Source organism: Verrucosispora sp. FIM060022 (genome assembly GCF_003977705.1).
In the GTDB taxonomy this organism is placed as follows: Bacteria; Actinomycetota; Actinomycetes; order Mycobacteriales; family Micromonosporaceae; genus Micromonospora; species Micromonospora gifhornensis.
Map to the genome: position 1 here is coordinate 196501 of NZ_RQIV01000003.1, position 24434 is coordinate 220934.

General features: G+C 71.3%; 23 protein-coding genes and 1 tRNA gene. 7 read left to right on the forward strand and 17 right to left on the reverse strand.

The window, feature by feature from the left end:
- Positions 1–79: 79 nt before the first annotated feature.
- A tRNA-Gln gene (locus EG812_RS11430) sits at positions 80–151 on the reverse strand.
- A gap of 98 nt (positions 152–249) precedes the next feature.
- Complete coding sequence (locus EG812_RS11435) at positions 250–1053, reverse strand: fumarylacetoacetate hydrolase family protein (protein WP_126711541.1); 804 nt, start codon at positions 1051–1053, stop codon at positions 250–252.
- Between the two features lie 134 nt (positions 1054–1187).
- Between EG812_RS11435 and EG812_RS11440 the strand changes: the two genes are divergently transcribed.
- Positions 1188–2480, forward strand: coding sequence for a hypothetical protein (locus EG812_RS11440; RefSeq protein ID WP_126711542.1), 1293 nt, complete (start codon positions 1188–1190; stop codon positions 2478–2480).
- A gap of 33 nt (positions 2481–2513) precedes the next feature.
- Positions 2514–3428 carry a 3-methyladenine DNA glycosylase gene (locus EG812_RS11445; protein WP_126711543.1) on the forward strand — a complete coding sequence of 305 codons (915 nt, stop codon included), beginning with the start codon at positions 2514–2516 and terminating at the stop codon, positions 3426–3428.
- A gap of 89 nt (positions 3429–3517) precedes the next feature.
- Here the strand turns inward: EG812_RS11445 and EG812_RS11450 are convergent, their stop codons facing one another.
- The 8 genes from EG812_RS11450 to EG812_RS11485 all read right to left on the reverse strand — a co-directional run bounded on the left by EG812_RS11450 (position 3518) and on the right by EG812_RS11485 (position 10267).
- Positions 3518–4660, reverse strand: a complete 1143-nt coding sequence (locus EG812_RS11450; RefSeq protein WP_126711544.1) for a cellulose binding domain-containing protein — start codon at positions 4658–4660, stop codon at positions 3518–3520.
- Positions 4661–4776: 116 nt separating this feature from the next.
- Positions 4777–5202 carry an alternative ribosome rescue aminoacyl-tRNA hydrolase ArfB gene (gene arfB / locus EG812_RS11455; RefSeq protein ID WP_126711545.1) on the reverse strand — a complete coding sequence of 142 codons (426 nt, stop codon included), beginning with the start codon at positions 5200–5202 and terminating at the stop codon, positions 4777–4779.
- 9 nt (positions 5203–5211) lie between these two features.
- Positions 5212–5508 (reverse strand): hypothetical protein, encoded by a 297-nt coding sequence (locus EG812_RS11460; RefSeq protein WP_126711546.1) that lies wholly within the window; start codon positions 5506–5508, stop codon positions 5212–5214.
- Between the two features lie 110 nt (positions 5509–5618).
- Entirely contained in the window at positions 5619–6464 is an 846-nt protein-coding gene (locus EG812_RS11465; RefSeq protein ID WP_013732044.1) for a S1C family serine protease, read from the reverse strand.
- A gap of 78 nt (positions 6465–6542) precedes the next feature.
- Positions 6543–7502, reverse strand: a complete 960-nt coding sequence (locus EG812_RS11470; protein ID WP_013732043.1) for a VWA domain-containing protein — start codon at positions 7500–7502, stop codon at positions 6543–6545.
- A complete protein-coding gene (locus tag EG812_RS11475; protein WP_043719876.1) occupies positions 7499–8512 on the reverse strand; it encodes a DUF58 domain-containing protein in 1014 nt (337 codons plus the stop codon). The genes EG812_RS11470 and EG812_RS11475 overlap by 4 nt, the downstream gene beginning before the upstream one ends.
- Complete coding sequence (locus tag EG812_RS11480) at positions 8512–9561, reverse strand: AAA family ATPase (RefSeq protein WP_013732041.1); 1050 nt, start codon at positions 9559–9561, stop codon at positions 8512–8514. Before EG812_RS11480 ends, EG812_RS11475 begins: the two co-directional genes overlap by 1 nt.
- A 211-nt stretch (positions 9562–9772) precedes the next feature.
- Positions 9773–10267 carry a hypothetical protein gene (locus tag EG812_RS11485; RefSeq protein ID WP_013732040.1) on the reverse strand — a complete coding sequence of 165 codons (495 nt, stop codon included), beginning with the start codon at positions 10265–10267 and terminating at the stop codon, positions 9773–9775.
- A gap of 377 nt (positions 10268–10644) precedes the next feature.
- On the opposite strand from EG812_RS11485, the gene EG812_RS11490 reads away from it, so the two are divergent.
- The gene (locus EG812_RS11490; RefSeq protein ID WP_013732039.1) at positions 10645–11634 is read left to right on the forward strand and encodes an endonuclease/exonuclease/phosphatase family protein; all 990 of its coding nucleotides are present in this window, start codon (positions 10645–10647) and stop codon (positions 11632–11634) included.
- On the opposite strand, the gene cimA is transcribed toward EG812_RS11490, so the two are convergent.
- Positions 11613–13190, reverse strand: coding sequence for a citramalate synthase (gene cimA, locus EG812_RS11495; protein ID WP_013732038.1), 1578 nt, complete (start codon positions 13188–13190; stop codon positions 11613–11615). The two genes, EG812_RS11490 and cimA, sit on opposite strands and share 22 nt — an antisense overlap.
- A gap of 303 nt (positions 13191–13493) precedes the next feature.
- Between cimA and EG812_RS11500 the strand changes: the two genes are divergently transcribed.
- Both EG812_RS11500 and EG812_RS11505 read left to right on the forward strand, forming a co-directional pair.
- Positions 13494–13952, forward strand: coding sequence for a PRC-barrel domain-containing protein (locus EG812_RS11500; protein ID WP_013732037.1), 459 nt, complete (start codon positions 13494–13496; stop codon positions 13950–13952).
- A gap of 40 nt (positions 13953–13992) precedes the next feature.
- Complete coding sequence (locus EG812_RS11505) at positions 13993–14763, forward strand: tyrosine-protein phosphatase (protein WP_013732036.1); 771 nt, start codon at positions 13993–13995, stop codon at positions 14761–14763.
- Between the two features lie 95 nt (positions 14764–14858).
- Here the strand turns inward: EG812_RS11505 and EG812_RS11510 are convergent, their stop codons facing one another.
- Together EG812_RS11510 and EG812_RS11515 are read right to left on the reverse strand one after the other, a co-directional pair.
- Complete coding sequence (locus EG812_RS11510; protein WP_013732035.1) at positions 14859–15956, reverse strand: branched-chain amino acid aminotransferase; 1098 nt, start codon at positions 15954–15956, stop codon at positions 14859–14861.
- Between the two features lie 189 nt (positions 15957–16145).
- Complete coding sequence (locus EG812_RS11515; RefSeq protein ID WP_013732034.1) at positions 16146–17177, reverse strand: 3-isopropylmalate dehydrogenase; 1032 nt, start codon at positions 17175–17177, stop codon at positions 16146–16148.
- 220 nt (positions 17178–17397) lie between these two features.
- Here EG812_RS11515 and EG812_RS11520 point away from each other — a divergent pair, with 220 nt between their 5' ends.
- Together EG812_RS11520 and EG812_RS11525 are read left to right on the forward strand one after the other, a co-directional pair.
- Positions 17398–18243, forward strand: coding sequence for an FAD:protein FMN transferase (locus tag EG812_RS11520; RefSeq protein WP_013732033.1), 846 nt, complete (start codon positions 17398–17400; stop codon positions 18241–18243).
- Positions 18244–18593: 350 nt separating this feature from the next.
- Positions 18594–18953 (forward strand): hypothetical protein, encoded by a 360-nt coding sequence (locus tag EG812_RS11525; RefSeq protein ID WP_013732032.1) that lies wholly within the window; start codon positions 18594–18596, stop codon positions 18951–18953.
- 83 nt (positions 18954–19036) lie between these two features.
- Here EG812_RS11525 and serA read toward each other — a convergent pair whose 3' ends face one another.
- The 4 genes from serA to EG812_RS11545 all read right to left on the reverse strand — a co-directional run bounded on the left by serA (position 19037) and on the right by EG812_RS11545 (position 24404).
- Positions 19037–20635 (reverse strand): phosphoglycerate dehydrogenase, encoded by a 1599-nt coding sequence (gene serA / locus EG812_RS11530; RefSeq protein ID WP_013732031.1) that lies wholly within the window; start codon positions 20633–20635, stop codon positions 19037–19039.
- A 299-nt stretch (positions 20636–20934) separates the two neighbouring features.
- Positions 20935–21948, reverse strand: coding sequence for a ketol-acid reductoisomerase (gene ilvC, locus EG812_RS11535; RefSeq protein ID WP_013732030.1), 1014 nt, complete (start codon positions 21946–21948; stop codon positions 20935–20937).
- 78 nt (positions 21949–22026) lie between these two features.
- Positions 22027–22542 (reverse strand): acetolactate synthase small subunit, encoded by a 516-nt coding sequence (ilvN, locus tag EG812_RS11540; RefSeq protein ID WP_013732029.1) that lies wholly within the window; start codon positions 22540–22542, stop codon positions 22027–22029.
- Complete coding sequence (locus EG812_RS11545) at positions 22542–24404, reverse strand: acetolactate synthase large subunit (RefSeq protein WP_013732028.1); 1863 nt, start codon at positions 24402–24404, stop codon at positions 22542–22544. The genes ilvN and EG812_RS11545 overlap by 1 nt, the downstream gene beginning before the upstream one ends.
- Positions 24405–24434: the final 30 nt, after the last annotated feature.

Sequence of the window (24434 nt, forward strand, 5' to 3'; positions counted from 1 at the left end):
CCGGCCGAATCCCTTGCGGATCTTCGGCCGGATTCCTACCAGAATCCAGCGTCCTCGGTTCTTACGAACCTCGGCTGCGCTGGGGTACCAGGACTCGAACCTAGACTAACTGAACCAGAATCAGTCGGGCTGCCAATTACCCCATACCCCATCGGCCCCTTGCGGTGCCGGGATCAAACTTTACCCTCCCGGCACCGGCAGGCCAAATCGACTTCCCCAAACCGCACCTGACCTGCTGAAACGCCCCGGTCAGGTCGCGGATACCACCGGATTGGTCAGGTCGCCGATCCCCTCGATCCGGACGGTCACCGTATCCCCGTCCACGAGCGGGCTAACCCCCGCCGGGGTGCCGGTCAGCACGACGTCGCCCGGCAGCAGGGTCATCACGTGCGAGATGTACGACACCAGGGCGGGCACGTCGAAGACCATGTCCCGGGTACGGCCCAGCTGACGGACCTCCATCTCCTCCGGTTCGCGCCCCACCTCACACCGGATCTCCAGGTCGCGCACGTCGAGGCCGGTGGTGATCCAGGGCCCGATCGGGCAGAACGAGTCGAATCCCTTGGCGCGGGTCCACTGGCTGTCGGTGCGTTGCAGATCCCGGGCGGTGACGTCATTGGCGCAGGTGTAGCCGAAGATGGCCCGCTCGGCGGCGGCCCGATCGGCGCGGCGGGCACCGGGTGCGCCGATCACCACCGCCAGTTCCGCCTCGTGCTCGACCTGCTTGCTGAACTCGGGCAGCCGGATGGCGTCGCGGGGACCGATGACGGAGGTGGACGGTTTGAGGAACAGCAGCGGCTCACTCGGCACCTCGCTGCCGTGCTCGGCGGCGTGCTCGGCGTAGTTGCGGCCGACGCAGACCACCTTGCTGGGCAGGATCGGTGAGAGCAGGCGGACGTCGGACAGCGCCCACCGGGGGCCGCTGAACGTTATCTGGCCGAACGGGTGCCCGGAGATCTCGGCGATGGTGAGCCCTTCCGGACCCGCCCCCGGCTCCCCCTCGACGACCCCGAACGACATTCCCTTGGCATGAGCGAAACGAGCGATACGCACCCCGCCAATCTAGCCCCGCCCCCGGACCAGCTGCGGCAGCTTACCCCCGACGATCACCCTCGGTGCCGGATTCACCGCTTCGTACCCGCCCGACGACACCGCCCACCTAGCGTCGGCGGCGGAGGTTCGTTCGTATGCCTGCATCGACACGACACCACAGGGCCCTCGCGGCGATCGTGCACTGCGTGGGGTTTCTCACCGCCGCCGTACCGGCGTTGCCGGCGCTCACCACCGCGGACGCCGCGGCGGCGGGGCGTCCGCACCCGGCAGCGGCGACGGCGGAACCCACGATGCCCTCGGCGCCGCCGGCCGTACCCACTCCGACAAGGGTCGCCTCGCCAGTTCCGAAGCCGAAGGTCAGCGTGATGGTCGCACCGGCGAGCACCCCGCAACCCGGCTACCGGATCGAGGTGCGCAACGCCGGCAACGCCCCGGTGGACACCACCGTGCGCCAGGAATTACCCCAGGGGGTGTCGGCAACCGCGATCAGCGACGGCGGTCGGCAGGTACGCCCCGGCGGGTCGACGGCGACCGAGGTGACCTGGCGGGTGAAGTTGCCGCCGCGCAGCACCACCACGCTGGACACCACGCTGACCGGTACCGCGGCCCAACAACCGGTGACCGCCCCGGCGTGCGCCTTCGCCGTCGACGGTCGTCAGCCGTACGACTGTGCGACCGCCACCTGGACGGCACCCGGCGCTACCGCGGCGGCCCCCTCGACGCAGACCTCGGGGTGGCGCGGTCAGGTCCCCGCGCTGCTGGCCGGCGCGGCCGTGCTGCTGGCCCTCGCCGTGGTGGGGTTCGTCACCTGGCGGCGTCGGCGGCCCCCGGTCGCGGCCGCGCTGGCCTCGGACGGGCCGGGGCGGATCTATCCGCGACCGGCCGCGCCCCGACCCGCCACACGTCGGCGTACCCCACCGGTCTGGTTGATCGTGCCGGTGGCCGCGACGGTGCTGGCGGCCACGCTCGGCACCGCCGCGTGGACCGCCACCCGTCGGGTCGCCGCGATCGACACCGACAGCCAGCCGACCAACGGGGCGTGGAAGGGCAGCGGGGTCAGCGGTGGACTGGGCGTACCGCTGCGCGAGGACGCGTTCGAGTTCACCGTCTACCGGATGACCTGCGATCCGGGTCAGGGCGCCCGGCAGTGCCAGGCCACGGTCGGGGTCCGGAACCTGGCCCCGGAGCACCACAGCTGGCACGGCAAGCTGCAACGGGCGTACCTGGCGAACGGCAACTGGGTCACCACCGACGAGCAGGCCACCCGGCGGGCCAACCAGGGGCGGGACGTCTTCGCCGAGCCGATGGCGGCGGGCAGCCGGCTGGTGCTGCCGCTGGTCTTCACCGTCAACGGCGACGAGGCGCCACAGCGACTGGAGCTGCGCAGCGGGGTCTTCTCCGCCGGAGTGCGGGTGGACGTGCCCTGATCAGCGGTCCGGCGGCGGTCGTACCCTGGGACGGTGACCGCCGCCTGCGCCCCCGCCGGCTCCGACCGCCTGCCGGCCGCCGTCTGGCTGCCTCGCGCATGGGCGCACGAGGAGCGTGCCGACGCCCTCACCGCCGGGCACCGCCGGCGTCGGGCCGCGCGGCAACGCCACGCGATCGACGACTTCCTGTACGAGTACTACGGCACCAGGCCATCGGTGCTGCGGCGCTGGCATCCCGGGGTGGGTGTACGGCTGGAGCCGGGACCGGACGGCCCGGCACCGAACGGGCAGTGGCGGTGGTACGTCACCGACTCCGACGGCCTGGTGGGTTTCGACGCGGCGGCGTTCCTCGCCGACCGCGCCGAATCGGTACGCTTCATCAGCCGCCTGCTCTCCGCGATCGCCACCCGCCCGGCCTTCACCGGCTGCTTCGGGTTGCACGAGTGGGCGATGGTCTACCGCCAACGCGAGCACCGGCACCCGCTCCCGCTGCGACTCGGCCAGGACGGCACCGACGCGGTGGTCGAGGCGCACCAGATCAGGTGCTCACACTTCGACGCGTTCCGGTTCTTCACCCCCGAGGCCGTCGGCCTCAACCGGCTGCGGCCCACCCGCGCCAGCCAGGTCGACCTCGACCAGCCGGGTTGCCTGCACGCCGCGATGGACTGTCACAAGTGGGCGACCAAGCTCGGCCCCGCCGTCCCCGGCGAGCTGGCGTTGGACTGCTTCGAGCTGGCTCGGGACATCCGGCTGCTGGACATGCAGGCGTCGCCGTACGACCTGTCGTCCTACGGGGAACCGGCGGTGGCCATCGAGACACCGGAGGGCAAGGCCGAGTACGTGGCGCGGCAACGCGAGTTCGCGGAGCGCGCCGGTCGACTCCGGGCTCGGCTGATCGAGGTCTGCGCGACGCTGTTGGAGACAGTCGAGCAACCGGCACCGGCCTGACGCCCACGCCGAGCCGGACCGGGGATGGGGGCCAAGCCGAGCCGGACCACCGCTGCGGGGCTACCTGGTCGGTAGCCCCGCAGCGGTGGTCATGACCGGGAGCAGTGGGCCGTCGGCGTGGTGTTGGTGCTGCCGGCGGAGGCCAGGAAGCCGAAGGTGGTCTGCGCACCGGGCGACAGGGTGCCGTTCCAGGCGGCGTTGCGCGCGGTGACCACTGCGCCGGTCTGGGTCACCTCGGCGCTCCACGCCTGGTTGATCCGCTGACCGTCGGTGTAGTCGAGCCGTACCACCCAACCGGTGAGCGGGGTCGCACCGTTGTTGCTGACCGTCACCTCCGCCTGGAATCCGCCCTGCCACTGGCCGACGAGACGGTAACTCGCCACGCAACCGCCCGGCGGCGGGGTCGCCGGCCCCGTCGGCGTGACCGTGGGAGTGGGCGTGACCGTCGGCGTCGGCGTGGGAGTCGGCGTCGGGATGCCGGTCAGGGCCGACACCAGGGCCGGATACCAACGGTCGGACATCTTCTGGTCGCCGGCGGCATTGGGATGCACCCCGTCGTAGGTGTCGGTGGCCGTGTTGAAACCGGTCCACTGGTCCACCACGACGATCGGCGACTGCGTGGTGGTCTTGCCCGCCGCCCAGCCGTCGATGGCGTTGTTGAGGGCCACCGCCCGCTGGCCGCACTCGGGGCAGCTGCTCGGCGCCATCGGGATGATCTTCGCGACCAGGATGCGCATGGTGGGGTTGCTGGCGCGCATCTGATCCACCAGCCTGCTGTAGGCGGCGAGGATCGTGGTCGGGGCGATGTTGCTCCACACGTCGTTGGTGCCGAAGTGCATGAGCACGATGTCCGGGCGGGTGGCCGACAGCCAACCCGGCAGCAGGTTCTGGTTGGCCACGGTGGTGGCCAGGTAACCGCCGTGGCCCTCGTTGTCCCCGTCGTACGGCTGACCGCAGCCCTGCGGGCCGAGGGTGCCGACGAAGTCGATGGCGGTGTGCCCGGTGGACTGGAGGCGGTTCCAGAGCAGTGCACGCCAGCAGCCTGGTGAGCCGGTGATGGAGTCGCCGAGCGGCATGATCCGTACCGGATCGGCGAGCGCTGCCGTCGCGGCGACCGGCGAGGCGTACTGGCTGGGGAGGGTGGTCGAGGAGGGTGGCGCGGACCAGGCGGTGACGGTGAGGACGACGGCCGCGAAGCCGGCGGCGGCGTTGCGCAGAGACCTACGGAGCATGGTGGTGGAACTCCTGTCACGTGTCGTTGGTGGTGTGACAGCCCGGTCGCTCCCGCGCGCATTCAATCAACAAAAACGAAAATCATCAATGTTTGCGCTGCCATGTCACCACGTGACTAGTCGCCGTCCACCCGGCGGTCGCGCTTGCGCTGGGAACGGCGCTTCTTGTCGGCCAGCCGCCGCTCCTTGGCCCCCCGCGACGGCCTGGTCGGCCGACGCGGCGGTGGTGGTGGCGCGACCGCCTCACGCAGCAGCGCCACCAACCGCTCCCGGGCCGCCTCTCGGTTGGCCAACTGGGCCCGGTGCTCGCTGGCGGCGATGGTCAGCACGCCGTTGACCAACCGCCCGGCGAGCCGGTCCAGCGCCCGGGCCCGCAGCGACTCCGGCAGGCTGGGCGAGCCGGCCAGGTCGAAGCTCAACTCCACCCGGGAGTCGGCGGTGTTGACGCCCTGCCCGCCCGGCCCGGATGACCGGGAGAAGCGCTCCCGCAACTCGGTGGCGGGCACGACCCACCGATCGGTCACCCGCAGTCCGTCGTCCACGCCCTGAGGCTAGCGCCCCGGCCGCTCGTCGGGAGTACTGCTCGGGTTCGGTGGCGCAGGCTCCGACCCGTCCTCGCCACCGGCCGCGGCATAGGCGACCGCCCCGATCAACAGCAACAGGATCACCCCGATCTTCGTGGTGACCACTTTGATCAGCAACCAGGCGGCACGGCGAGCGCCGGGCACGGTCTTCTTGGCGGCCTGGTAGTCGTTCCACCCCCGCCGGGCGCGGGCGTACGACGAACCCACGCCAGTTCCGATGATGAGGCCCACCAGCAGGAGGACCGCGATGAGAGGACGCTCCACCCACGCCAGTATCCATACTCAGCGTAATATTTCCATTCTCCGATCATCGATCGCCGGAATCCGACAGTTCGCCCGATCACCCCGTAATCGGACAGTCGCTCTCCGTGATTTCAGCCGCCCTTGCCGATGATCGTGTCGGCGGTCTGCTGCACCTGTTCGATGGGGATGGCGAAGCCGATGCCGATCGAACCGTTGCCGTCGATGGTGGCGATGGCGGTGTTCACCCCGACCACCTCGCCTCGGGCGTTGACCAGCGGGCCACCGGAGTTTCCCGGGTTGATCGACGCATCGGTCTGCACCGCCCGGTGCCGGTTGTCCCCGAGGCGCACCTGACGGTCGAGCGCGCTGACGATCCCGGCGGTGACCGTGCCGGACAGCCCGAGCGGCGACCCGACGGCCAGCACCGGCTCACCGACCCGGGTCGAGCCCGGCTTGGCCAGCGGCAGCGACGCCAGCCCGGCGGACGCCGGCACCTTCAACACCGCGAGATCGCTGCCCGGCTCCCGGCCGACCACCTCGGCGCCGAACCGGCGGCCGTCCGGCAACTCCACCGTCACCGGACCACCGCGCCCCTTGGCCAGGATGTGGTCGTTGGTGATGATGTGCTGCTCGGAGTCGACAGCGAAGCCGGAACCGGTGGCCCCACCCACCAGCACCGACACCACCCCGGGCACGGTCTTCTCGGCGGCGGTGACCAGTTCGGCCGGCACCGGCGCGGCCGACGCCGCAGCCGGTTCGGGAATTCCCCGACTGGCCACCCAACCGCCGGCCACCGCCCCCGAGCCGGTCGACAGGGCCAGCACCGCCAGCCCGGCCATCAGCCGACGACGCCAACCCCACGCCGCCCCGTCGCGCGTCCCGGCGGCCTGCCCCGTCCCGTCCCCGCCGTACGGGTCGAATTCCGGCGAAACGAACCACGGCCCCCGGGGCTCGCCCAGTCCGGTCTGCACTGCCATACCTACGCTCCTCACGTCTGCGGCCGCTGCCGCCCCGGGCCGACACCGGTCCCGCCGACCGATGCCGGTCGAGCCGGGTCAGGGCAGGCGGGAAAACCAGCGCATCGAGCCGAACGCCGCGCCCATCGCGAACACCAACCCGAGCCCGATGAAGCGGGCCGAGATGTCCTGCCGTTCCTTGCGCCAACCCACCGAACTGCCGATGTCGTCGTAGACGGCATGCAACTCGTCGCTCGTGTCGGCCTGGTGGAAGGCGCCCCCGGTCTGCTCGGCCACGGCCTGCAACGTCTCCCCGTCCACCGGCACCTGGATCGGCCGCCCGCCCCGGTCCACGAAGCCACCCGGCGTACCGAACGAGATGGTGTGCACCGGCACCTCGAAGGCGACCGCCTCGGCGGCGGCCTCCATCGGATCCATGCCGGAGGTGTTCGCGCCGTCGGAGAGCACGATGATCCGGGCCGGCGGTGGTTGCGTGGTGGCCTGCTCGTCCAGCGCCTTGACCGCGCCCAGCGAGGTGCTGATCGCCTCCCCGATCGCCGTGCCCTGCACCCCGGTGATGCCTTCGGCGAGGCGTCGGATCCCGTCGTGCAGCGCCTCCCGGTCGGTGCTCGGCGGGACCAGCACGGCGGCGCTGCCGGCGAAGGCCACCAGCCCGACGTTGAACTCCCTGGGCAGCCCGTCGACGAAGTCCCGGGCGGCGCTCTTGGCCGCGCTGAGCCGATCCGGGTCGACGTCGGTGGCGAGCATCGAGGTGGAGACGTCCACGGCGACCATCACGGTGGCGCGTTCCCGGGGCACCCGTACCTCGGCCGTCGGCCGGGCGAAGCCGACCACGAGCAACGCCAGCATGGCCAGGAAGAGGCCGGCCGGCAGGTGACGACGCCAGGTCGGGCGCTGGGGCGCCACCCGGTCGAGCAGGCGCAGGTTGGTGAAGCGGACGGCGTACCGGCTGCGGCGGCGCTGCGCCACCAGGTACGCCACGGCCAGGGCGGCCACCCCGAGCAGCAGCCAGAGCCGGATGGGCGACTCCCAGATCATGCCGCGCCTCCCCGCCTCGGAGCGGCCGGTGCCAGGGCCAGCCGGCGCTGGGTGTGCACGTGCCGCACGATGTCCGCCGCCCAGTCCCGGTCGGTACGCAACGCGAGGTGGGTCGCCCCGGCCCGGCGCAGTGCCTGCCGGAGTTGGTCCCGCTGCGCGGCGGCGGCTGCCGCGTACCGTTCGCGCAGCCCCGGGTCGCCGGTCCAGACCTCGCGTCGCCGGCCGGTCTCGGGGTCGGCGAGCGTGATCAGCCCGACGTCCGGCAGCTCCAGTTCGCGGGGATCGACGACCTCCACCGCGAGCACCTGATGCCGGACGGACAACCGACGCAGCGGACGTTCCCAGCTGGCCGGTGAGCGTGGATCGTCGGGCAGCCCGTCCAGGAAGTCCGAGATCACCACCACCAGACCGCGCCGGTGGGCCGTCCGGTGCACCGCCGCCAACGCCGCGGACAGGTCGATCTCGTCGGCCGTCCGGTGGCCGTCCGGCTCGCCGGTCTGCCGGGGCGCGGCCAGCAGCCCGCGCAGCAGCCCGATCAGGTGGCTGCGCCCGCCCCGGGCCGGCACCCGGTGCAGCCCGTACGGGGTGAGCACCTGTGCGCCGAGCCGGTTTCCCGCCCCGGCGGTCAGGAAGCCGATGGCGGCGACCGCTGCCACGGCCAGTTCCCGCTTGTCCAGTTCGGCGGTGCCGTACTCCATGCTGGGGCTGGCGTCGACCAGCAGCCAGGTGGTCAGCTCCCGGTCGGCGTCGACCTCCCGCACGTGCGGGACGGTGGTCCGGGCGGTCACCGACCAGTCCATCCGGCGTACCTCGTCCTCACCGGGCCGGTACTCGCGGCTGCCGGCGGGTTCACTGCCCGGTCCGGGCAACAGCCCGCGACGCTCGCCGTGCAGCAGGCCGTCGAGGCGGCGGGTGACGGTGAGTTCGAGCCGACGCAGCCGCTGGTTCGGGGTGAGGTCGGTGAGCGTCGGGTCCGCCGCTACGGGCACCGGGAAGCGCCCGCGTCTCATCACGCGGCCGCCAGATCGGCGACGTACTCCGGCTGGCCGTTGGCCACCCTCGGCAGCGGCACCACGTCGACCAGTCGGTGCACCACCGACTCGGCGCTGATCCCGTCGGCGACCGCGTCGAAGGAGAGCACCAGCCGGTGGGCCAGCACGTCCACGGCCAGGTCCCGGACGTCGTCCGGCAGCACGTACTCCCGACCGCGGAGCAGGGCCTGAGCCCGCGCGGCGGCAACCAGGCCGAGGGTGGCGCGCGGGCTGGCACCGTACGCGAGCAGGGGGGCGATCTCCGGCATGCCGTACCGGGCCGGGTCGCGGGTGGCCAGGATGAGCCGGACGATGTACTCGGCGATGGCGTGGTGCACGAAGACCTGCCGGGCGCGCAGCTGGAGTTCCCGCAACCGGTCCGGCCGCAGCACCTGGTGCGGCCGGGGACGGTCGGCGCTCATCCGGTAGAGGATGGCCAACTCGTCGGCGCCGTCCGGATAGTCGACGACGATCTTCATGAGGAAGCGGTCCCGCTGCGCCTCGGGCAGCTGGTAGACCCCCTCCGACTCGATCGGGTTCTGGGTGGCCAGCACGAGGAAGGGCTCCGGCACCGGGTAGCTGCGCCCGCCGATCGAGACCTGACGTTCGGCCATCGCCTCCAGCAGCGCCGACTGCACCTTCGCCGGAGCTCGGTTGATCTCGTCGGCCAGCACCAGGTTGGCCATGATCGGTCCGAGCTCGACGTCGAAGCTCTCCTTCGAGGCCCGGTAGATGCGGGTGCCGACGATGTCCGAGGGCACCAGGTCGGGGGTGAACTGGATCCGGGAGAAGGTGCCGCCGACGACCGTCGCGAGGGTCTGCGCGGCAAGTGTCTTGGCCACCCCGGGAACGCCTTCCAGCAGGCAGTGCCCGTCGGCGAGCAGGGCGATGAGCAGGCGTTCGACGAGCTGATCCTGCCCGACGATCACCCGTCTGACCTCGTTGAGCGTCTGCTCCAGGTCGGCCGCGGTCGCGTCCGGATCGGCCGGGCTGGGCAGGCTGGCCATGGTGTCCGAGATGTCCGTCACGGTGCTTGCTTCCCGAGCCGACCGTCGGACAAACGTCGGAATTTCCGGCCTTCGCCCACCCAGACCGCGCGGCAACGCCGTTACGACCTGGACCGGTCGGGAGCACGCAGACCCGGCCGGGCGGCACCGTCGAGGAGCTAACCGGGCACGGCACGCACCGTCGCCGGCCCCCACGAGAGGGACCGGCGACGGTACGGGTACGACCTGCGGATCAGCGGTGCACGAGGAGGTGGAACGGCAGGTCGGCGGGGCTGCCGGTGGAGTTGCGGGTCTGGATGAAGACGCCGTTGGGGGTTTGCAGGCGAGCGGCCACCACGGCCTCCCCACCCGCCGGGATGCAGCACGCGTCCGGTCGGCCGATCGTGGCGACGTAGACGCCGCGGGTGACATTGGAGCCGAACTGCACCTCGTACTGCCCGACACCGTACTTGATGACCACGCCGTCACCGCGCGCCTTGGTGCCGTTGCCGTTGACCACCGTGGCGTAGAAGCCGACCGCCTGGGTGCCGATCGAGTCGCCCTTGGCCAACGTGGCCTTGGCGCTCTTCAGCGACGCTGCGGTGACCGCCGGCTGCTGGCCACCACGAGCGGCCGTCTCGACTGCACCGGTCGTGGGCTTCGCCGCAGCGATCCCGCCACCGGCCAGGGCCAGCGCCAGGGCTGCGATCGCCACCGCAGCCGCCTTACGTCGGAAAAAACCGGTCATGACAAATCTCCTTGTGACCGTGGGGATGCGGCCGACCCGCCAGGTGGGGATCGGATATTGCCTGACTCCAGGCGGGCGACAATGAGCGGAAACCCCGGCGGGATCACGCCTTCAGAGGACCGACCAAATAGTGGCTAACATGGGGCCTGACCTGGGGTTTCCACCCTCGGCATACCGCCCGACCAGCAGAAACGTAACACCGGAAAACACCAATGGTCAACGTTCGATCATGGACAGAATCAACCGGAAGCAATCCCCGCGGCAATAGTGAAAAGCGAAGCATCGCTCATTCATGAAATTGCTTTGATCGTGTACGACCGCCTGCTGCCGTTCTTTCGTCGGTGCCATGCGCGGCACCGACCCAGTAGCCTCTCGCTGTGAAGATCACCGACGCGGGACGCCGACGGATCGGCACCGCGATCTGCTGGTTCGCCGTGGCGCCGGGCGCCGGCTGGGCCCTCGCCCGAGTGGCGGGCCTGGACCGCGGACCACTTGTGCAGTTGCTGGCGTTCACGCCGTACGCGCTGCTCGGGACTCTGGTGCCGCTGTTGCTCGCGCTCGCCCTGCGGCGCCGCTGGCCGGCGGTGGTCGCGGCGGTGGTCACCACGACGCTTGTCGCGGTGGTGGCGCCCCGGGCGCTGCCGTCGACGCAGCCGGCGGTCACCGGTCCGACGGTACGGCTGCTCACCGCCAACCTGCTGGCCGGCGCCGCCGACCCGGCCACGGTGGTCGACCTGGTCCGCACCGAGCGGGTCGACGTGCTGGTCGTGCAGGAGTTCACCCCATCGGCGCAGGCCGAACTGGACCGGCTCGGCCTCGACCGGCTGCTGCCGTACCGGCACCTCAACCCGGTGGTGGGCACGCCCGGATCGGGTCTGTACGCCCGGCACCCGATCAGCGGCGGCGGCATCCGCACGCTGCGCGGTGGCTGGGGTTTCACCCAGGCGTACGCGACGGTCGCCGTCCCGGGCGCACCCGAGGTACGCGTCGAGTCGGCGCACCCGGCGGCACCGTACGCGCTGGACCAGACCGGTCACTGGCGCACCGACCTGGCCGCCCAACCACCGGCCACCCCGCAGGGGGCGCTGAGCGTCCTCGCCGGAGACTTCAACGCCACCCTCGACCACGGGCCGCTACGTGCGCTGCTGCGTACCGGCTACGTCGACGCCGCCGCGGCGGTCGGAGCGGGGCTCGTCGGGACCTGGGGGCCGTACGACGGCGACCGCATCCCGCCCGTCACGATCGACCACGTGCTTGTCGACCGGCGCATCGCGGTACGCGACGTGAGCGTCCGCCCGCTGCCCGGCAGCGACCACCGCATGATCCTGGCCGAACTGGCCCTTCCTCACGCCCTGCCGAGGCCGTAGGTGAGGGCGTCGACAAGCGCGTGCCAGCTCGCCTCGACCACGTTGGGGTGCACGCCTACCGTGGTCCAGCCGCCGCCACGGCCGTTCGCCGTCTCGACAAGCACCCGGGTCACCGCGCCGGTGCCGTGGCTGCCCTCCAGGATGCGCACCTTGTAGTCGGCCAGCTCGAAGTCCCGCAACTCCGGGTAGTGGCGGCCCAGGCCGACCCGCAGCGCCTCGTCGAGGGCGTTGACCGGGCCGTTGCCCTCCGCCGTGGCGATCACCCGCTCACCGCGTACCCGGATCTTCACCGTCGCCTCGGAGACCACCGCGCCGTCCTCGCGGTGCTCGACCAGCACCCGGTACGACTCCAGCGCGAACGGCCGTACCGGCGCGGCGTCCGGCAGTTCGGAGCGGACCAGCAGCTCGAACGAGGCGTCCGCCGCCTCGAACGACCAGCCGCCGGCCTCCAGCTCCTTGACCCGGTTGGTGACCCGGGACAGCGCCTCCGGATGGCCGGCCAGATCCAGCCCGAGCTCGCGACTCTTGAGCTCGATGCTGGCCCGGCCGGCCATCTCGGTGACCAGGATCCGCATGTCGTTGCCCACCACCTCGGGTTCGACGTGGTTGTAGAGCAGCGGATCCACCTTGATCGCACTCGCGTGCAGTCCCGCCTTGTGAGCGAAGGCTGCGGCCCCGGCGTACGCCTGGTGGGTGTCGGGGGCGATGTTGGCGATCTCAGCGATGGCGTGGGAGACCCGCACCATCTGCTCCAGGCAGCCCTCCGGTAGGACCGGCAGCCCGAGCTTGAGTTGAAGGTTCGCGACGACCGCGAAGATGTCGGCGTTGCCCGGCCGCTCGCCGTACCCGTTGGCGGTGCCCTGCACGTGGCGTACGCCCGCCTCGACGGCGGCGATGGTGTTGGCCACCGCGCACGCGGTGTCGTTCTGGGCGTGCATGCCGAGCAGTTCGGGGGCCACCCCGATGCGGTCGGTCAGGTCGGTGATGGCCGCCGTGACCTGCGAGGGCAGCATTCCGCCGTTGGTGTCGCAGAGCACGAACCGCTCGGCGCCCGCGGCAAGGGCGGTCTCCACCACCGACGCCGTGTACGCCGGGTCGTGGCGGTAGCCGTCGTAGAAGTGCTCCCCGTCGACGAAGACCCGACGGCCCTCGGCGACCAGGTGGGTGACCGTGTCGTGGATCATCGCCAGGTTCTCCTTGGCGGTGGTCCGCAGCGCCCGCTCGACGTGTCGCAGGTCGGCCTTGGCGACCAGCGCGATCGCCGGGGTCTGCGCGTCCAGCAGGCCACGCACCTGGGGATCGTCGGCGGCGACCGTGTTGGCCCGGCGGGTCGCACCGAAGGCGACAAGCACCGCGTGCCGCAGCTCCAGCTCGGTGCGCGCCCGGCGGAAGAACTCGGTGTCCTTGGGCACCGCGCCCGGCCAACCACCCTCGATGAACCCGACGCCGAACTCGTCGAGCAGTCGCGCCACGGCGAGCTTGTCGACCACCGAGTAGCTGACCCCCTCGCGCTGGGCACCGTCGCGCAGGGTCGTGTCGTAGACCTGGAACGTCATGGGGATCCCTTCATCTGGCACCGGCCGGCGCAACAAAAAGACCCCCCGCGGGTGCGGGAGGTCTGCGCGCTCGGCGGAGGGAAGGCCGGCGCGCTAGTTGCCAATAATGCGGGCGGTGCTGTTCACGCTCTGCACTCTGCCACCCGGAAGCGGATCTGGGAGGCAGAATCCACATCTCGGGACGATGAGTTGGGTCTCATTCTGGGTCACGGGTGTAGGCCGAGTCGTACGGGGTAGGAGTTTTCGGGACAACGGAACACGTACCTCCGAGACGACTGATCAAGTCGAGGCAGGAGAGATCCCATGGACAGGCTCGACCCGAACACCACGAACGCCACGCCGGACCCCGCTCTGCGCGCCGTTGACCGGGACGTGGTCACCACCGGCGGCGCCACCAACGCCTTCGACCCGTGGAGCTACCGCGACGAGGCCGGGGTCGCCGGCACCAACCTGATCGGCTACAAGGTCGAGGCCACGGACGGCTCGATCGGCAAGATCGACAGCGACAGCAGCGAGGTCAACGCCAGCTACCTGGTGGTCGACACCGGGCCGTGGATCTTCGGCAAGAAGGTCATGCTGCCGGCCGGGACGGTCAACCACGTCGACCACGACGAGCAGAAGGTCTACGTCGACCGCAGCAAGGACCAGATCAAGGCCGCGCCGGAGTACGACGACACGATCAACGACCCGTCGTACCGGGACAAGCTCGGCGGGTACTACAACGACACCTACGCCGCGACCCCGCCCGGCGGGCTTCGCTGAGCCACCCTGACGCACTGAATCGGTGTAACGGCCGGTGGGAATGGTTCTCACCGGCCGTTACCGTGTCCGGATGGACGCGATCGAAGACAGACGCAGAATCCCCTTCACCGCGATGTTCAACTTCCGCGACGTGGGCGGCCATCGCGGCCTGGACGGGCGCACGGTGCCCTTCGGCCGGCTGTACCGCTCCGACTCGCTGCACCGGATGGACGGTGCGGACCGGGACGCGTTCAGCGCCCTCGGCGTACGCACGGTCGTCGACCTGCGTCGCCCGCAGGAGGTCGAACGCGACGGGCGGGTCCCCGACCTCGACGGTCTGACCTACCGCCACATCCACCCCGAGCACGCGGACTGGTCCACGCAGCCGTACCAGCCGGAGCAGGACCTCGCCCGCTACCTCGCCGACCGGTACGCCGACCTGGCCCGTACCGGCACCGCCGGGCTCGCCCAGGCGATCGGCCTGATCGCCGACAGCGCCAACGCGCCGGTGGTGGTGCACTGCGTCGCGGGCAAGGACCGCACCGGCATCGTCTGCGGTCTCACCCTCTCGGCGCTCGGTGTCGACGACGCCGAGATCGCTGCGGACTACGCGCTGAGCAGCGAGGCGTCGCAGCGCTTCGCCGCCTGGATCGCCACCGCCTACCCCAACCTGTCCCGGCTGCCCGCCGCCTACCTGGCCTCACCGGCCGAGACGATGCTGCTGTTCCTGGCCGAGATCCGCCAAGGGTACGGGTCGGTCGACGACTACCTGCGCCACGCCGGGGTCACCGACGAGCAACTCGCCGCGCTCCGCACCCACCTGCTCAGTTGAGCCGACGCTCGGCGTCCACGCCAGGTCCTGTTAAGAAGGGGCCCCTGCACTACCTCAGGCGTTAACAAGGGGCCCTTCCTTACCGCTCAGACCGGCTAGAAGACGCGGTGCACCCAGTTGTGGGGGTCGGCGGCCTTGCCCCGCTGGAGGTCGACCAGTTGCTGACGCAGCGCCATGGTGACCGTGCCGGGCTCGCCACCGCCCATGGTGAACTCCCCGTCCGGGAAACGGACCCGACCGATGGGCGTGATGACCGCGGCGGTGCCGCAGGCGAAGACCTCGCGCAGCCGACCGCTTGCCGCGTCCGCCTGCCAGTCGGCGAAGCTCACCGGCCGCTCCTGCACGGTGTGTCCGGCCGCCGAGGCCAGGGTGAGCACCGACTCCCGGGTGATGCCGGGCAGGATCGTGCCGGTCAGCGGTGGCGTCACCACCGAGCCGTCGTCGTAGACGAAGAAGACGTTCATGCCACCCAGCTCGTCGACGTACCGGCGCTCCACCGCGTCGAGGAAGACCACCTGCTCACAGCCGTGCTCGGCGGCCTCGGCCTGGGCGGCCAGCGAGGCCGCGTAGTTGCCGCCGCACTTCGCCGCGCCGGTGCCGCCGGGGGCGGCGCGGGTGTAGTCGGGCGACACCCAGACCGTCACCGGCTTGACCCCGCCGGAGAAGTACGCGCCCACCGGCGAGGCGATCACCGCGTAGAGGTACTCGTTGGCCGGGCGGACGCCGAGGAAGACCTCGCTGGCGAACATGAACGGCCGCAGGTAGAGGCTGCCGTCCTCGCCCTCCGGAATCCACTCGCGGTCGATCTCGATCAGCCGGTGCAGCGAGTCGACGAAGGTCTGCTCGGGCAGCGTCGGCATGGCCATCCGGGTGGCCGAGGTGTTGAACCGGGCCGCGTTGGCGTACGGCCGGAACATCGTCACCCCGCCGTCGGCCGTGCGGTACGCCTTCATCCCCTCGAAGATCTCCTGCGCGTAGTGCAGCACCGCGCTGGCGGGATCCATCGGGATCGGCCCTCGCGCCTCGACCCGGGCGTCGTACCAGCCCTTGCCGTCGGCGTAGCGGATGGTGACCATGTGGTCGGTGAAGACCCGGCCGAACCCGGGGTTGGCCAGCAGCGCGTCCCGGTCGGCGGCGGATACCGGCGCGGGATTCGGACGGATCTCGAAGTCGAGCTTGTCACCACCGCTCATCGCGCTGACCTCCCTGGGGGATGACGGCATGCGCCGACCGCACGCCGCAAAGATATGTGCCAGAAACTTACCCCGAACGGTCGTTCAGCGGGTAGGCGCACCGGTCGGTGGCACCGTCGGGTTCCCGCTTCGAGGCGACCGTTCGACAGGTCGCGATCCACTACCGCCGGTTACGACGGTCGGTCGGAGTCAGGCCGCTACCTGGGCGGCGATCCGATCGCCCACCTCGGCGGTGCGTACCGCCTCGCCCGGGGTACGGGCGGCCAGTTCCGCGCCGACCGCGGCGGTGATCCGGGCCGCGGCGTCGGCGTGCCCGAGCTGGTCGAGCAGCAACGCGGCGGAGAGTACGGCGGCGACCGGGTCGGCCAGCCCACGCCCGGCGATGTCCGGCGCGGAGCCGTGCACCGGCTCGAACATCGACGGGTAGCTGCCGTCGGGGTTGATACTGCCGCTGGCGGCCAGGCCGATCCCGCCGGTGACCGCGGCGGCGATGTCGGTGAGGATGTCACCGAAGAGGTTGTCGGTGACCACCACGTCGTAGCGCTGGGGCTGGGTCACCAGGAACATCGCGGCGGCGTCGACGTGCTGGTACTCGGTGCTCACGTCCGGGTACTCGGCGGCGACCGCCTCGAAGGCACGAGCCCACAGCGAGCCGGCGTGGGTGAGCACGTTGGTCTTGTGCACCAGGGTCACCTTGCGCCGTTCGCGGCGGCTGGCCCGGGCGAAGGCGTCGCGGACCACCCGCTCCACCCCGTGTCGGGTGTTCAGGCTCTCCTCGGTGGCCACCTCGGCCGGGGTGTCGCGGTGCAGCGTGCCACCGGCACCGGCGTACAGCCCCTCGGTGCCCTCGCGGACGACCACCAGGTCGACCTCGCCGGGCTTGACCGTGGCCAGCGGGCTGGTCACGCCGGGCCAGAGCCGCGACGGCCGGAGGTTTACGTACTGGTCGAAGGAGAAGCGCAGCTTGAGCAGCAGGCCCCGCTCCAGCACGCCGGGCGGGACGGTGGGGTCGCCGACCGCGCCGAGCAGGATGGCGTCGTGCCCGGCCAGCTCGGTCAACACCGAGTCCGGCAGCACCTCGCCGGTGCGGTGGTAACGTGCCGCACCGAGGTCGTACTCGGTTGCCTCGACCCCGGGCAGGGCCGCATCGATGACCTTGCGGGCCTCCGCGACCACCTCGGGTCCGATCCCGTCCCCGGCCACCACCGCGATGCGTGCCACGTCCGTCAGCTCCTTCGCTCGTATCGGCTAGACGGTACGCCGCCGTCCCGCCCCCCGGTACGAGTGTTCCACTTTTCGGGATACGAGACACACACAGCAGCTTCTCAGCGTTCGCTCACGCTGCCGTCATCTGCGGTCCCTAACGTGAGCCCGACGGGCTGGGCAGGCCCGGACGACCACCACGAGGGGGTGGCCGGTCGTCGAGGAAGGGGCGGACGCGATGTGGACCGACGAGCAGCCACGTACCCGCTGGGTCGACCCGGCGGCGTTTCGGTACCGCCGGCCCGACCTGCGCCTGGGCGCCCGCGAACCGCGTCCTGACCGCGCCGGCCCGGCCGTCGACGACCGACTCACCGTGCGTCACACGGTTCGCACCTCGACCGCCGACTACACCCTGCTGCTCAACGCACCGGCCTGGCTCGGTCGCCGCGGCGTCGGCGACGCGCTCCGCGACGCGGTGGCCGAACTACGGGCGATCGACCTCACCTACGGTCCGAACCGTCCGGAGAGTCTGGTGTCCCGACTGCGCCGGGGCGAGATCAGCCCCGAGTCCTACCCGCCGTTGGCGGACCTGGTGGACCGGTGCAGCGCCATGCGGGCCGCCACCGACGGCTGGTTCGACGCCTGGGCGGTGCCCGGCGGGTTCGACCCCGGTGGCCTGCTCGGCGGGTGGGCGGTCGAGCGGGCCGCGGCCCGGCTCCGCGCCGCCGGCGTCCAGGACTACGCCGTGCTGACCGGTGCCGACCTGGTGGTACGCGGTCACGCCGGGCACGGCGGCCCGTGGCGGGTGGCCGTGCACCATCCGACCGACCGCCGCCGGCCGCCACTGATGCTGGAGATGACGGCGGGCGCGATCGGCACATCCGGGGTCACCGGCCGGCGCGGGCACGTGGTGGACCCGCACACCGGCGAACCGGCCGACCAGATGGTGGCCGCCACCGTGGTCGGCCCGAATCTCGCGGTCGCCGATGCCTACGCCACCGCGCTGTACGCCGCCGGCCCGAGCGGGTTGAACTGGTTCCGCTCCGGATCGGACTACCGCGCCCTGATCGCCAACCACCACTGAGCTCTTACCGGTGCCGCCGGTCCCCCCGGCGTCGTCGCTGGGGCGTCCATCGTGGAGAGCAGCGATCGGCCTCCACGGCCGCGGCAACGGCTGTGGAGGCCGGTCGACGACGAATGCGCATGGCTCACGCAATCGAGGGGTGCGGGCTGGCCGGCCGGGACATCGACCTCGCCACCCGAAGACGGGCCGCGTCGCGAGCTGCCAGAAACCGCATCGGTACGCTAGCGAATCCGCGCGTTTCCCGGCAAGGGTTCCACAGGGGACCATCCACCCAGTCCGGTCGACTCGCCGGACGCCTTGTGGTAGGGGCGTTTTCGACAAGGTGAATCGCGGATGGCACGCTGTCGGCCGTGAGTTTCGATCTGAGCGTGTGGGCCCTGGCCGACGGGGCGACGCCTGAGGACGTGCGAGCGGCGGTGCAGCGGTGCCGGGAGGGCCAGCACGGCCAGCGCCAACCGGATCCACGGGTGGTCGCCTTCTACCGGGCGATCACCGCCAGCTATCCGGACCGGCCGGCGGTGCCGGGTAGCCCCTGGGCGGTGGCACCACTGCACGCGGCAGCCGACCATGTCGAGTTGAATCTCGACCCGGCCTGCGCGGACCAGGTGCTGCTCGACATCGAACGGCTGGCCGGAGAGCACCGGCTGATGCTGTTCGACGCCCAGGACGGCTCGGTCTATCCGCCGCCGGCCGCCCGGCTGCCCGGCTGACCAGCCCGCCCCGCACAACTGAGACGGATACGACCAGGGGCCCGGCCGAAACCGGGCCCCTGGTCGCCATGTGCGTGAAACGGCTACTCGTCGCGCAGGTCCGCCGCGCTGGCCGAGGCCGCACCGATCGAGTCGGCCGCCGAGGTGAGCAGGTCGGCGCCGAGCGCCTGGTCGACGGTGAGGGTCATCAGCGTCTCGCCGCCGGCCTCCCGACGGGCCACCTGCATCGCCGCGATGTTGATGCCGGCCTCGCCGAGCAGCGTGCCGACGGTGCCGACCACGCCCGGACGGTCGGCGTAGCGGAGGAAGAGCAGGATGCCCTCCGCCCCGATCTCCACGTCGAAGCCGTCCACCTCGGTCAGCTTGATGATGTCCCGGGTGCCGGCGTGGGTCACCGTGCCGGAGACGCTGACCGTACGACCGTCGGGCAGGGCGCCGCGCACGGTGACCAGGACCGGGTGCTCCACGGTCTCGGCCTGGGTGGTCAGCGCCACCTCCACGCCACGCTGGGCGGCCAGGTGCGGCGCGTTGACGTAGGTCACCTGCTCCTCCACCACGGAGCTGAACAGGCCCTTGGTGGCGGCGAGCTTGAGCACCGACACGTCGTGGTTGACGATCTCGCCGCGTACCTCGACGGTGACGCTGGCGGCGACGCCGCCGGCGACCGCGGTGAAGGCCCGGCCGAGCTTCTCGGCCAGCGGCAGCAGCGGACGTACGTCCTCGGCGACCACGCCACCGGCCTGCACGTTCACCGCGTCCGGCACGAACTCGCCCTGCAACGCCAGCTTCACGCTCTTGGCCACGGCCAGACCGGCCTTGTCCTGCGCCTCGGCGGTGGAGGCGCCCAGGTGCGGGGTGGCCACCACGTTGTCGAAGGCGAACAGCGGCGACGAGGTGCACGGCTCCTTGGCGTAGACGTCCACCCCGGCACCGGCGACCCGGCCCTCGGCCAGCGCGTCGGCGAGCGCCTGCTCGTCGACCAGCCCACCGCGGGCGGCGTTGATGATCCGTACGCCCGGCTTGACGATCGACAGCTCCTTCTCACCGATCAGGCCCACGGTCTCCGGGGTCTTCGGCAGGTGGATGGAGATGAAGTCGCTCTCCCGCAGCAACTCCTCCAGGCCGACCAGGCGTACGCCGAGCTGCGCGGCCCGGGCGGGCTGGATGTACGGGTCGTACGCGATCAGCCGGGTGCCGAACGCGGCGATGCGGGACGCGAAGAGCACGCCGATGCGGCCCAGGCCGACGACGCCCACGGTCTTGCCCTGCAACTCCACGCCTGTGTACTTCGACCGCTTCCACTCCCCCGCCTTGAGGGCGGCGCTGGCGGAGGCGGTGTTGCGGGCGACCGCGAGCAGCAGCGCGACGGCCTGCTCGGCCGCGGAGACGATGTTGGAGGTGGGGGCGTTGACGACCATGACGCCCCGCGCGGTGGCGGCCGGCACCTCGACGTTGTCCAGACCCACGCCGGCCCGGGCCACGACCTTCAGCCGGGGTGCGGCGGCGATCGCCTCGGCGTCAATCTGGGTGGCGCTGCGGACGATGACGGCGTCGGCCTCGGCGAGTGCGGAGAGCAGAGCCGGACGGTCGGTGCCGTCGACGTGCCGGACGTCGAAGTCGTGGGCGAGCACCTCGATTGCGGCAGGAGCGAGTTCTTCGGCGATCAGTACGACAGGAGTCATTGGTCCTCGTAGATGTCGTCAGAGCGGTCGGCCAGCGCTGGACGCTGCGCTGCGCCCGGCGTGGGCTGGGCCATGGCCGTCAGGTGCAGCGGCCTGGAACACCTACCCGCGATCGTAGGGGCCCGGCCGCCCCACATACCCCGCAGTACGGGGTGAGTGCCCTCACAAACCGGACGTGACGTGCGTGTTAACGACCGTTGTCCGGCCGCTCACAGCACGGCACCCGCACCCGGCGTCGGGGAGAACGCCGGGTGCGGGTGCCGTTGGGGTGAGACTGCTCTCAGTGCGCCGACGAGACCTCAGGCGGTCTCGGTGATCGGACGGTCCACCCAGCTCATCATGCCGCGCAGCTTGGCGCCGGTCTCCTCGATCGGGTGAGCCGCGCCCTCGGCCTGCCACTTGCTGAAGTTCGGTCGGCCGGCCTCGTCCTCGGCCACCCACTCGCGAGCGAACTCGCCGTTCTGGATCTCACCGAGGATCTTGCGCATCTCGTCCTTGACCCGGCTGTCGATGACCCGCGGGCCCCGGGACAGGTCGCCGTACTCGGCGGTGTCGGAGACGCTGTACCGCATCCGGGCGATGCCGCCCTCGTACATCAGGTCCACGATCAGCTTCAGCTCGTGCAGGCACTCGAAGTAGGCCACCTCGGGGGCGTAGCCGGCCTCGGTGAGCACCTCGAAGCCGGTCTGCACCAGCGCCGCCGCACCACCGCAGAGCACCGCCTGCTCGCCGAAGAGGTCGGTCTCGGTCTCCTCGGTGAAGGTGGTCTTGATGGCGCCCGCCCGGGTGCCGCCGATGCCCTTGGCGTACGACAGGGCCAGCGCGAGGGCGGTGCCGCTGGCGTCCTGCTCGACGGCGACCAGGCAGGGCACGCCCTTGCCGTCGACGTACTGCCGGCGGACCAGGTGGCCGGGGCCCTTCGGGGCGACCATCGCCACGTCCACGTCGGCCGGCGGCTTGATCAGGCCGTAGCGGATGTTGAACCCGTGCCCGAAGAACAGCGCCTTGCCCGCGCTGAGGTTAGGCGCGATCGACTCGGCGTAGATGTGGCGCTGCGCGGTGTCCGGGGCGAGGATCATGATCACGTCGGCCTCGGCCGCCGCGTCGGCCGGGGTGAGCACCCGCAGGCCCTGCTCCTCGGCCTTCGGCCGGCTCTTCGAACCCTCGGGCAGACCGATCACCACGTCGACACCCGAGTCGCGCAGCGACAGCGCGTGGGCGTGGCCCTGGCTGCCGTACCCGATCACGGCGACCTTCTTCGCCTGGATCAGGCCCAGGTCGGCGTCGTCGTCGTAGTACACCTCAACGCTCATGACTTCCCTTTCGTACGGCGGCCGATGCGGCCCGTCGTGGCTGTGGTTACGCCCGGCCCGCAGGCCGACCGGTGGTGATCAGGCGGCCCGCAGGGCCGGGCCGGCGGTGATCGCACGCGGACCGCGCCCGATCGCGACCAGGCCCGACTGGACCATTTCCTTGATGCCGAACGGCTCAAGGTCGCGCAGCAGCGCGTCGAGTTTGTCGGGGGTGCCGGTCGCCTCGATGGTGAGCGTGTCCGCGGCCACGTCGACCACCCGGGCACGGAACAGGCTTACCGTCTCCAGGACCTGCCCCCGGGCGTTACGGTCGGCACGCACCTTCACCAGCAGCAACTCACGGGCAACCGAGGTCGACGGGTCCAGCTCGACGATCTTGAGTACGTTGACCAGCTTGTTGAGCTGCTTGGTGACCTGCTCCAGCGGCGAGGAGTCGGCGTTGACCACGATGGTGATCCGCGAGACGTCCGGGTTCTCGGTCTCGCCGACCGCGAGACTGTCGATGTTGAAGCCGCGCCGGGAGAACAGCCCGGAGACCCGGGCCAGCACACCCGGCTTGTTCTCCACCAACACAGAGAGCGTGTGCATCGTCATTAGATATCGTCCTCGTCGAAGGTCGGGCGGACGCCGCGGGCGAACATGATCTCGTCGTTGCTGGTACCGGCGGCGACCATCGGCCAGACCATCGCGTCCTTGCCGACCACGAAGTCGATGACCACCGGTGCGTCGTTGATGGACATCGCCGCCTCGATCGTCTTGTCGACGTCCTCGGCGGTCTCGCACCGCAGTCCGACGCAGCCGAGCGCCTCGGCCAGCTTGACGAAGTCCGGAATGCGGTGCTTGTGGGTGCCCAGGTCGGTGTTGGAGTAGCGCTCACCGTAGAACAGGGTCTGCCACTGGCGGACCATGCCGAGGTTGCCGTTGTTGATCACGGCGATCTTGACCGGGATGCCCTCCAGCGCGCAGGTGGCCAGCTCCTGGTTGGTCATCTGGAAGCAGCCGTCACCGTCGATGCCCCAGACCACCGTGTCGGGCCTGCCGACCTTGGCGCCCATCGCCGCCGGCACCGCGTACCCCATGGTGCCGAGGCCGCCGGAGTTCAGCCAGGTCTGCGGCTTCTCGTACGAGATGAACTGGGAGGCCCACATCTGGTGCTGGCCGACCCCGGCGACGTAGATCGCGTCCGGGCCGGCGATCTCGCCCAGCCGCTTGATCACGTACTGCGGGGAGAGGGTGCCGTCGGAGGGCTCCTCGTAGCCCAGCGGGTAACGCGCGCGCAGGTCGTCCAGCTGCGTCCACCAGTCGCCGAGCTCGGCGACCCGTCCGGCCGCCCGCTCGGCGGTGACCGCCGCGAGCAGCTCGTCGATGACGTACCGGGCGTCACCGACGATCGGCACGTCGGCGTGCCGGTTCTTGCCGATCTCGGCCGGGTCGATGTCGGCGTGGACCACCGTGGCGTCCGGCGCGAACGAGTCCAGCTTGCCGGTGACCCGGTCGTCGAACCGGGCGCCGAGCGCCACGATCAGGTCGGCCTTCTGCAGTCCGTAGACCGCGGCGACCGTGCCGTGCATGCCGGGCATGCCCAGGTGCTGCCGGTGGGAGTCGGGGAACGCGCCGAGCGCCATCAGGGTGGTCACCACCGGGATGCCGGTCAGCTCGGCCAGCCGGCGCAGCCCCTCGGTGGCCCCGGCCTTGAGCACGCCACCGCCGACGTAGAGCACCGGGCGGCGGGCGGTGGTCATCAGCCGGGCCGCCTCGCGGATCTGCTTGCCGTGCGGGTGCATGGTCGGCCGGTAGCCGGGCAGATCCAGGGTGGGCGGCCAGGCGAAGGTGGTCTCCGCCTGCAGGACGTCCTTGGGGATGTCCACCAGGACCGGGCCGGGTCGACCGGTCGAGGCCAGGTGGAACGCCTCGGCCAGGATGCGGGGGATCTCACTCGCGTTCTGCACCAGGAAGTTGTGCTTGGTGATCGGCAGCGTGATGCCCTGGATGTCCGCCTCCTGGAAGGCGTCCGTGCCGATGGCGGGCCGGGCCACCTGGCCGGTGATCGCCACCAGCGGCACCGAGTCCATGTACGCGTCGGCGATCGGGGTGACCAGGTTGGTCGCGCCCGGGCCGGAGGTCGCGATGCAGACACCGACCCGGCCGGTGGCCTGCGCGTAGCCGGTCGCCGCGTGGCCGGCGCCCTGCTCGTGCCGGACCAGGATGTGCCGGACGGTCGAGTCGTACAGCGGGTCGTACGCCGGCAGGATCGCGCCGCCGGGGATACCGAAGACGACGTCGACGCCGAGCGCCTCCAGGGAGCGCACCAGCGAGCCGGCTCCGGAGACCTGAGCGGGGCGTACCGCCGGGGCCGTGGCGGCGGCGCGGGTGTGGTCGTTGTCACCCGTGGTCTCGGCGGAGCCACGGGCGCGCCGGACGGAGTGGGCGAGCGTCTCTGGTGTGGGTCTCGTCATGGCGATTGCCTTCGGCTGGAGTTGGTTGGG

Bases quoted from the DNA above. Each gene is read 5' to 3' on its own strand.
- EG812_RS11440 (WP_126711542.1), top strand. From the start codon at position 1,188: ATGCCTGCATCGACACGACACCACAGGGCCCTCGCGGCGATCGTGCAC.
- EG812_RS11450 (WP_126711544.1), bottom strand. From the start codon at position 4,660: ATGCTCCGTAGGTCTCTGCGCAACGCCGCCGCCGGCTTCGCGGCCGTC.
- EG812_RS11465 (WP_013732044.1), bottom strand. From the start codon at position 6,464: ATGGCAGTGCAGACCGGACTGGGCGAGCCCCGGGGGCCGTGGTTCGTT.
- EG812_RS11470 (WP_013732043.1), bottom strand. From the start codon at position 7,502: ATGATCTGGGAGTCGCCCATCCGGCTCTGGCTGCTGCTCGGGGTGGCC.
- EG812_RS11475 (WP_043719876.1), bottom strand. From the start codon at position 8,512: ATGAGACGCGGGCGCTTCCCGGTGCCCGTAGCGGCGGACCCGACGCTC.
- EG812_RS11485 (WP_013732040.1), bottom strand. From the start codon at position 10,267: ATGACCGGTTTTTTCCGACGTAAGGCGGCTGCGGTGGCGATCGCAGCC.
- cimA (WP_013732038.1), bottom strand. From the start codon at position 13,190: ATGACGTTCCAGGTCTACGACACGACCCTGCGCGACGGTGCCCAGCGC.
- EG812_RS11500 (WP_013732037.1), top strand. From the start codon at position 13,494: ATGGACAGGCTCGACCCGAACACCACGAACGCCACGCCGGACCCCGCT.
- EG812_RS11505 (WP_013732036.1), top strand. From the start codon at position 13,993: ATGGTTCTCACCGGCCGTTACCGTGTCCGGATGGACGCGATCGAAGAC.
- EG812_RS11510 (WP_013732035.1), bottom strand. From the start codon at position 15,956: ATGAGCGGTGGTGACAAGCTCGACTTCGAGATCCGTCCGAATCCCGCG.
- EG812_RS11520 (WP_013732033.1), top strand. From the start codon at position 17,398: ATGTGGACCGACGAGCAGCCACGTACCCGCTGGGTCGACCCGGCGGCG.
- serA (WP_013732031.1), bottom strand. From the start codon at position 20,635: ATGACTCCTGTCGTACTGATCGCCGAAGAACTCGCTCCTGCCGCAATC.
- ilvC (WP_013732030.1), bottom strand. From the start codon at position 21,948: ATGAGCGTTGAGGTGTACTACGACGACGACGCCGACCTGGGCCTGATC.
- ilvN (WP_013732029.1), bottom strand. From the start codon at position 22,542: ATGACGATGCACACGCTCTCTGTGTTGGTGGAGAACAAGCCGGGTGTG.
- EG812_RS11545 (WP_013732028.1), bottom strand. From the start codon at position 24,404: ATGACGAGACCCACACCAGAGACGCTCGCCCACTCCGTCCGGCGCGCC.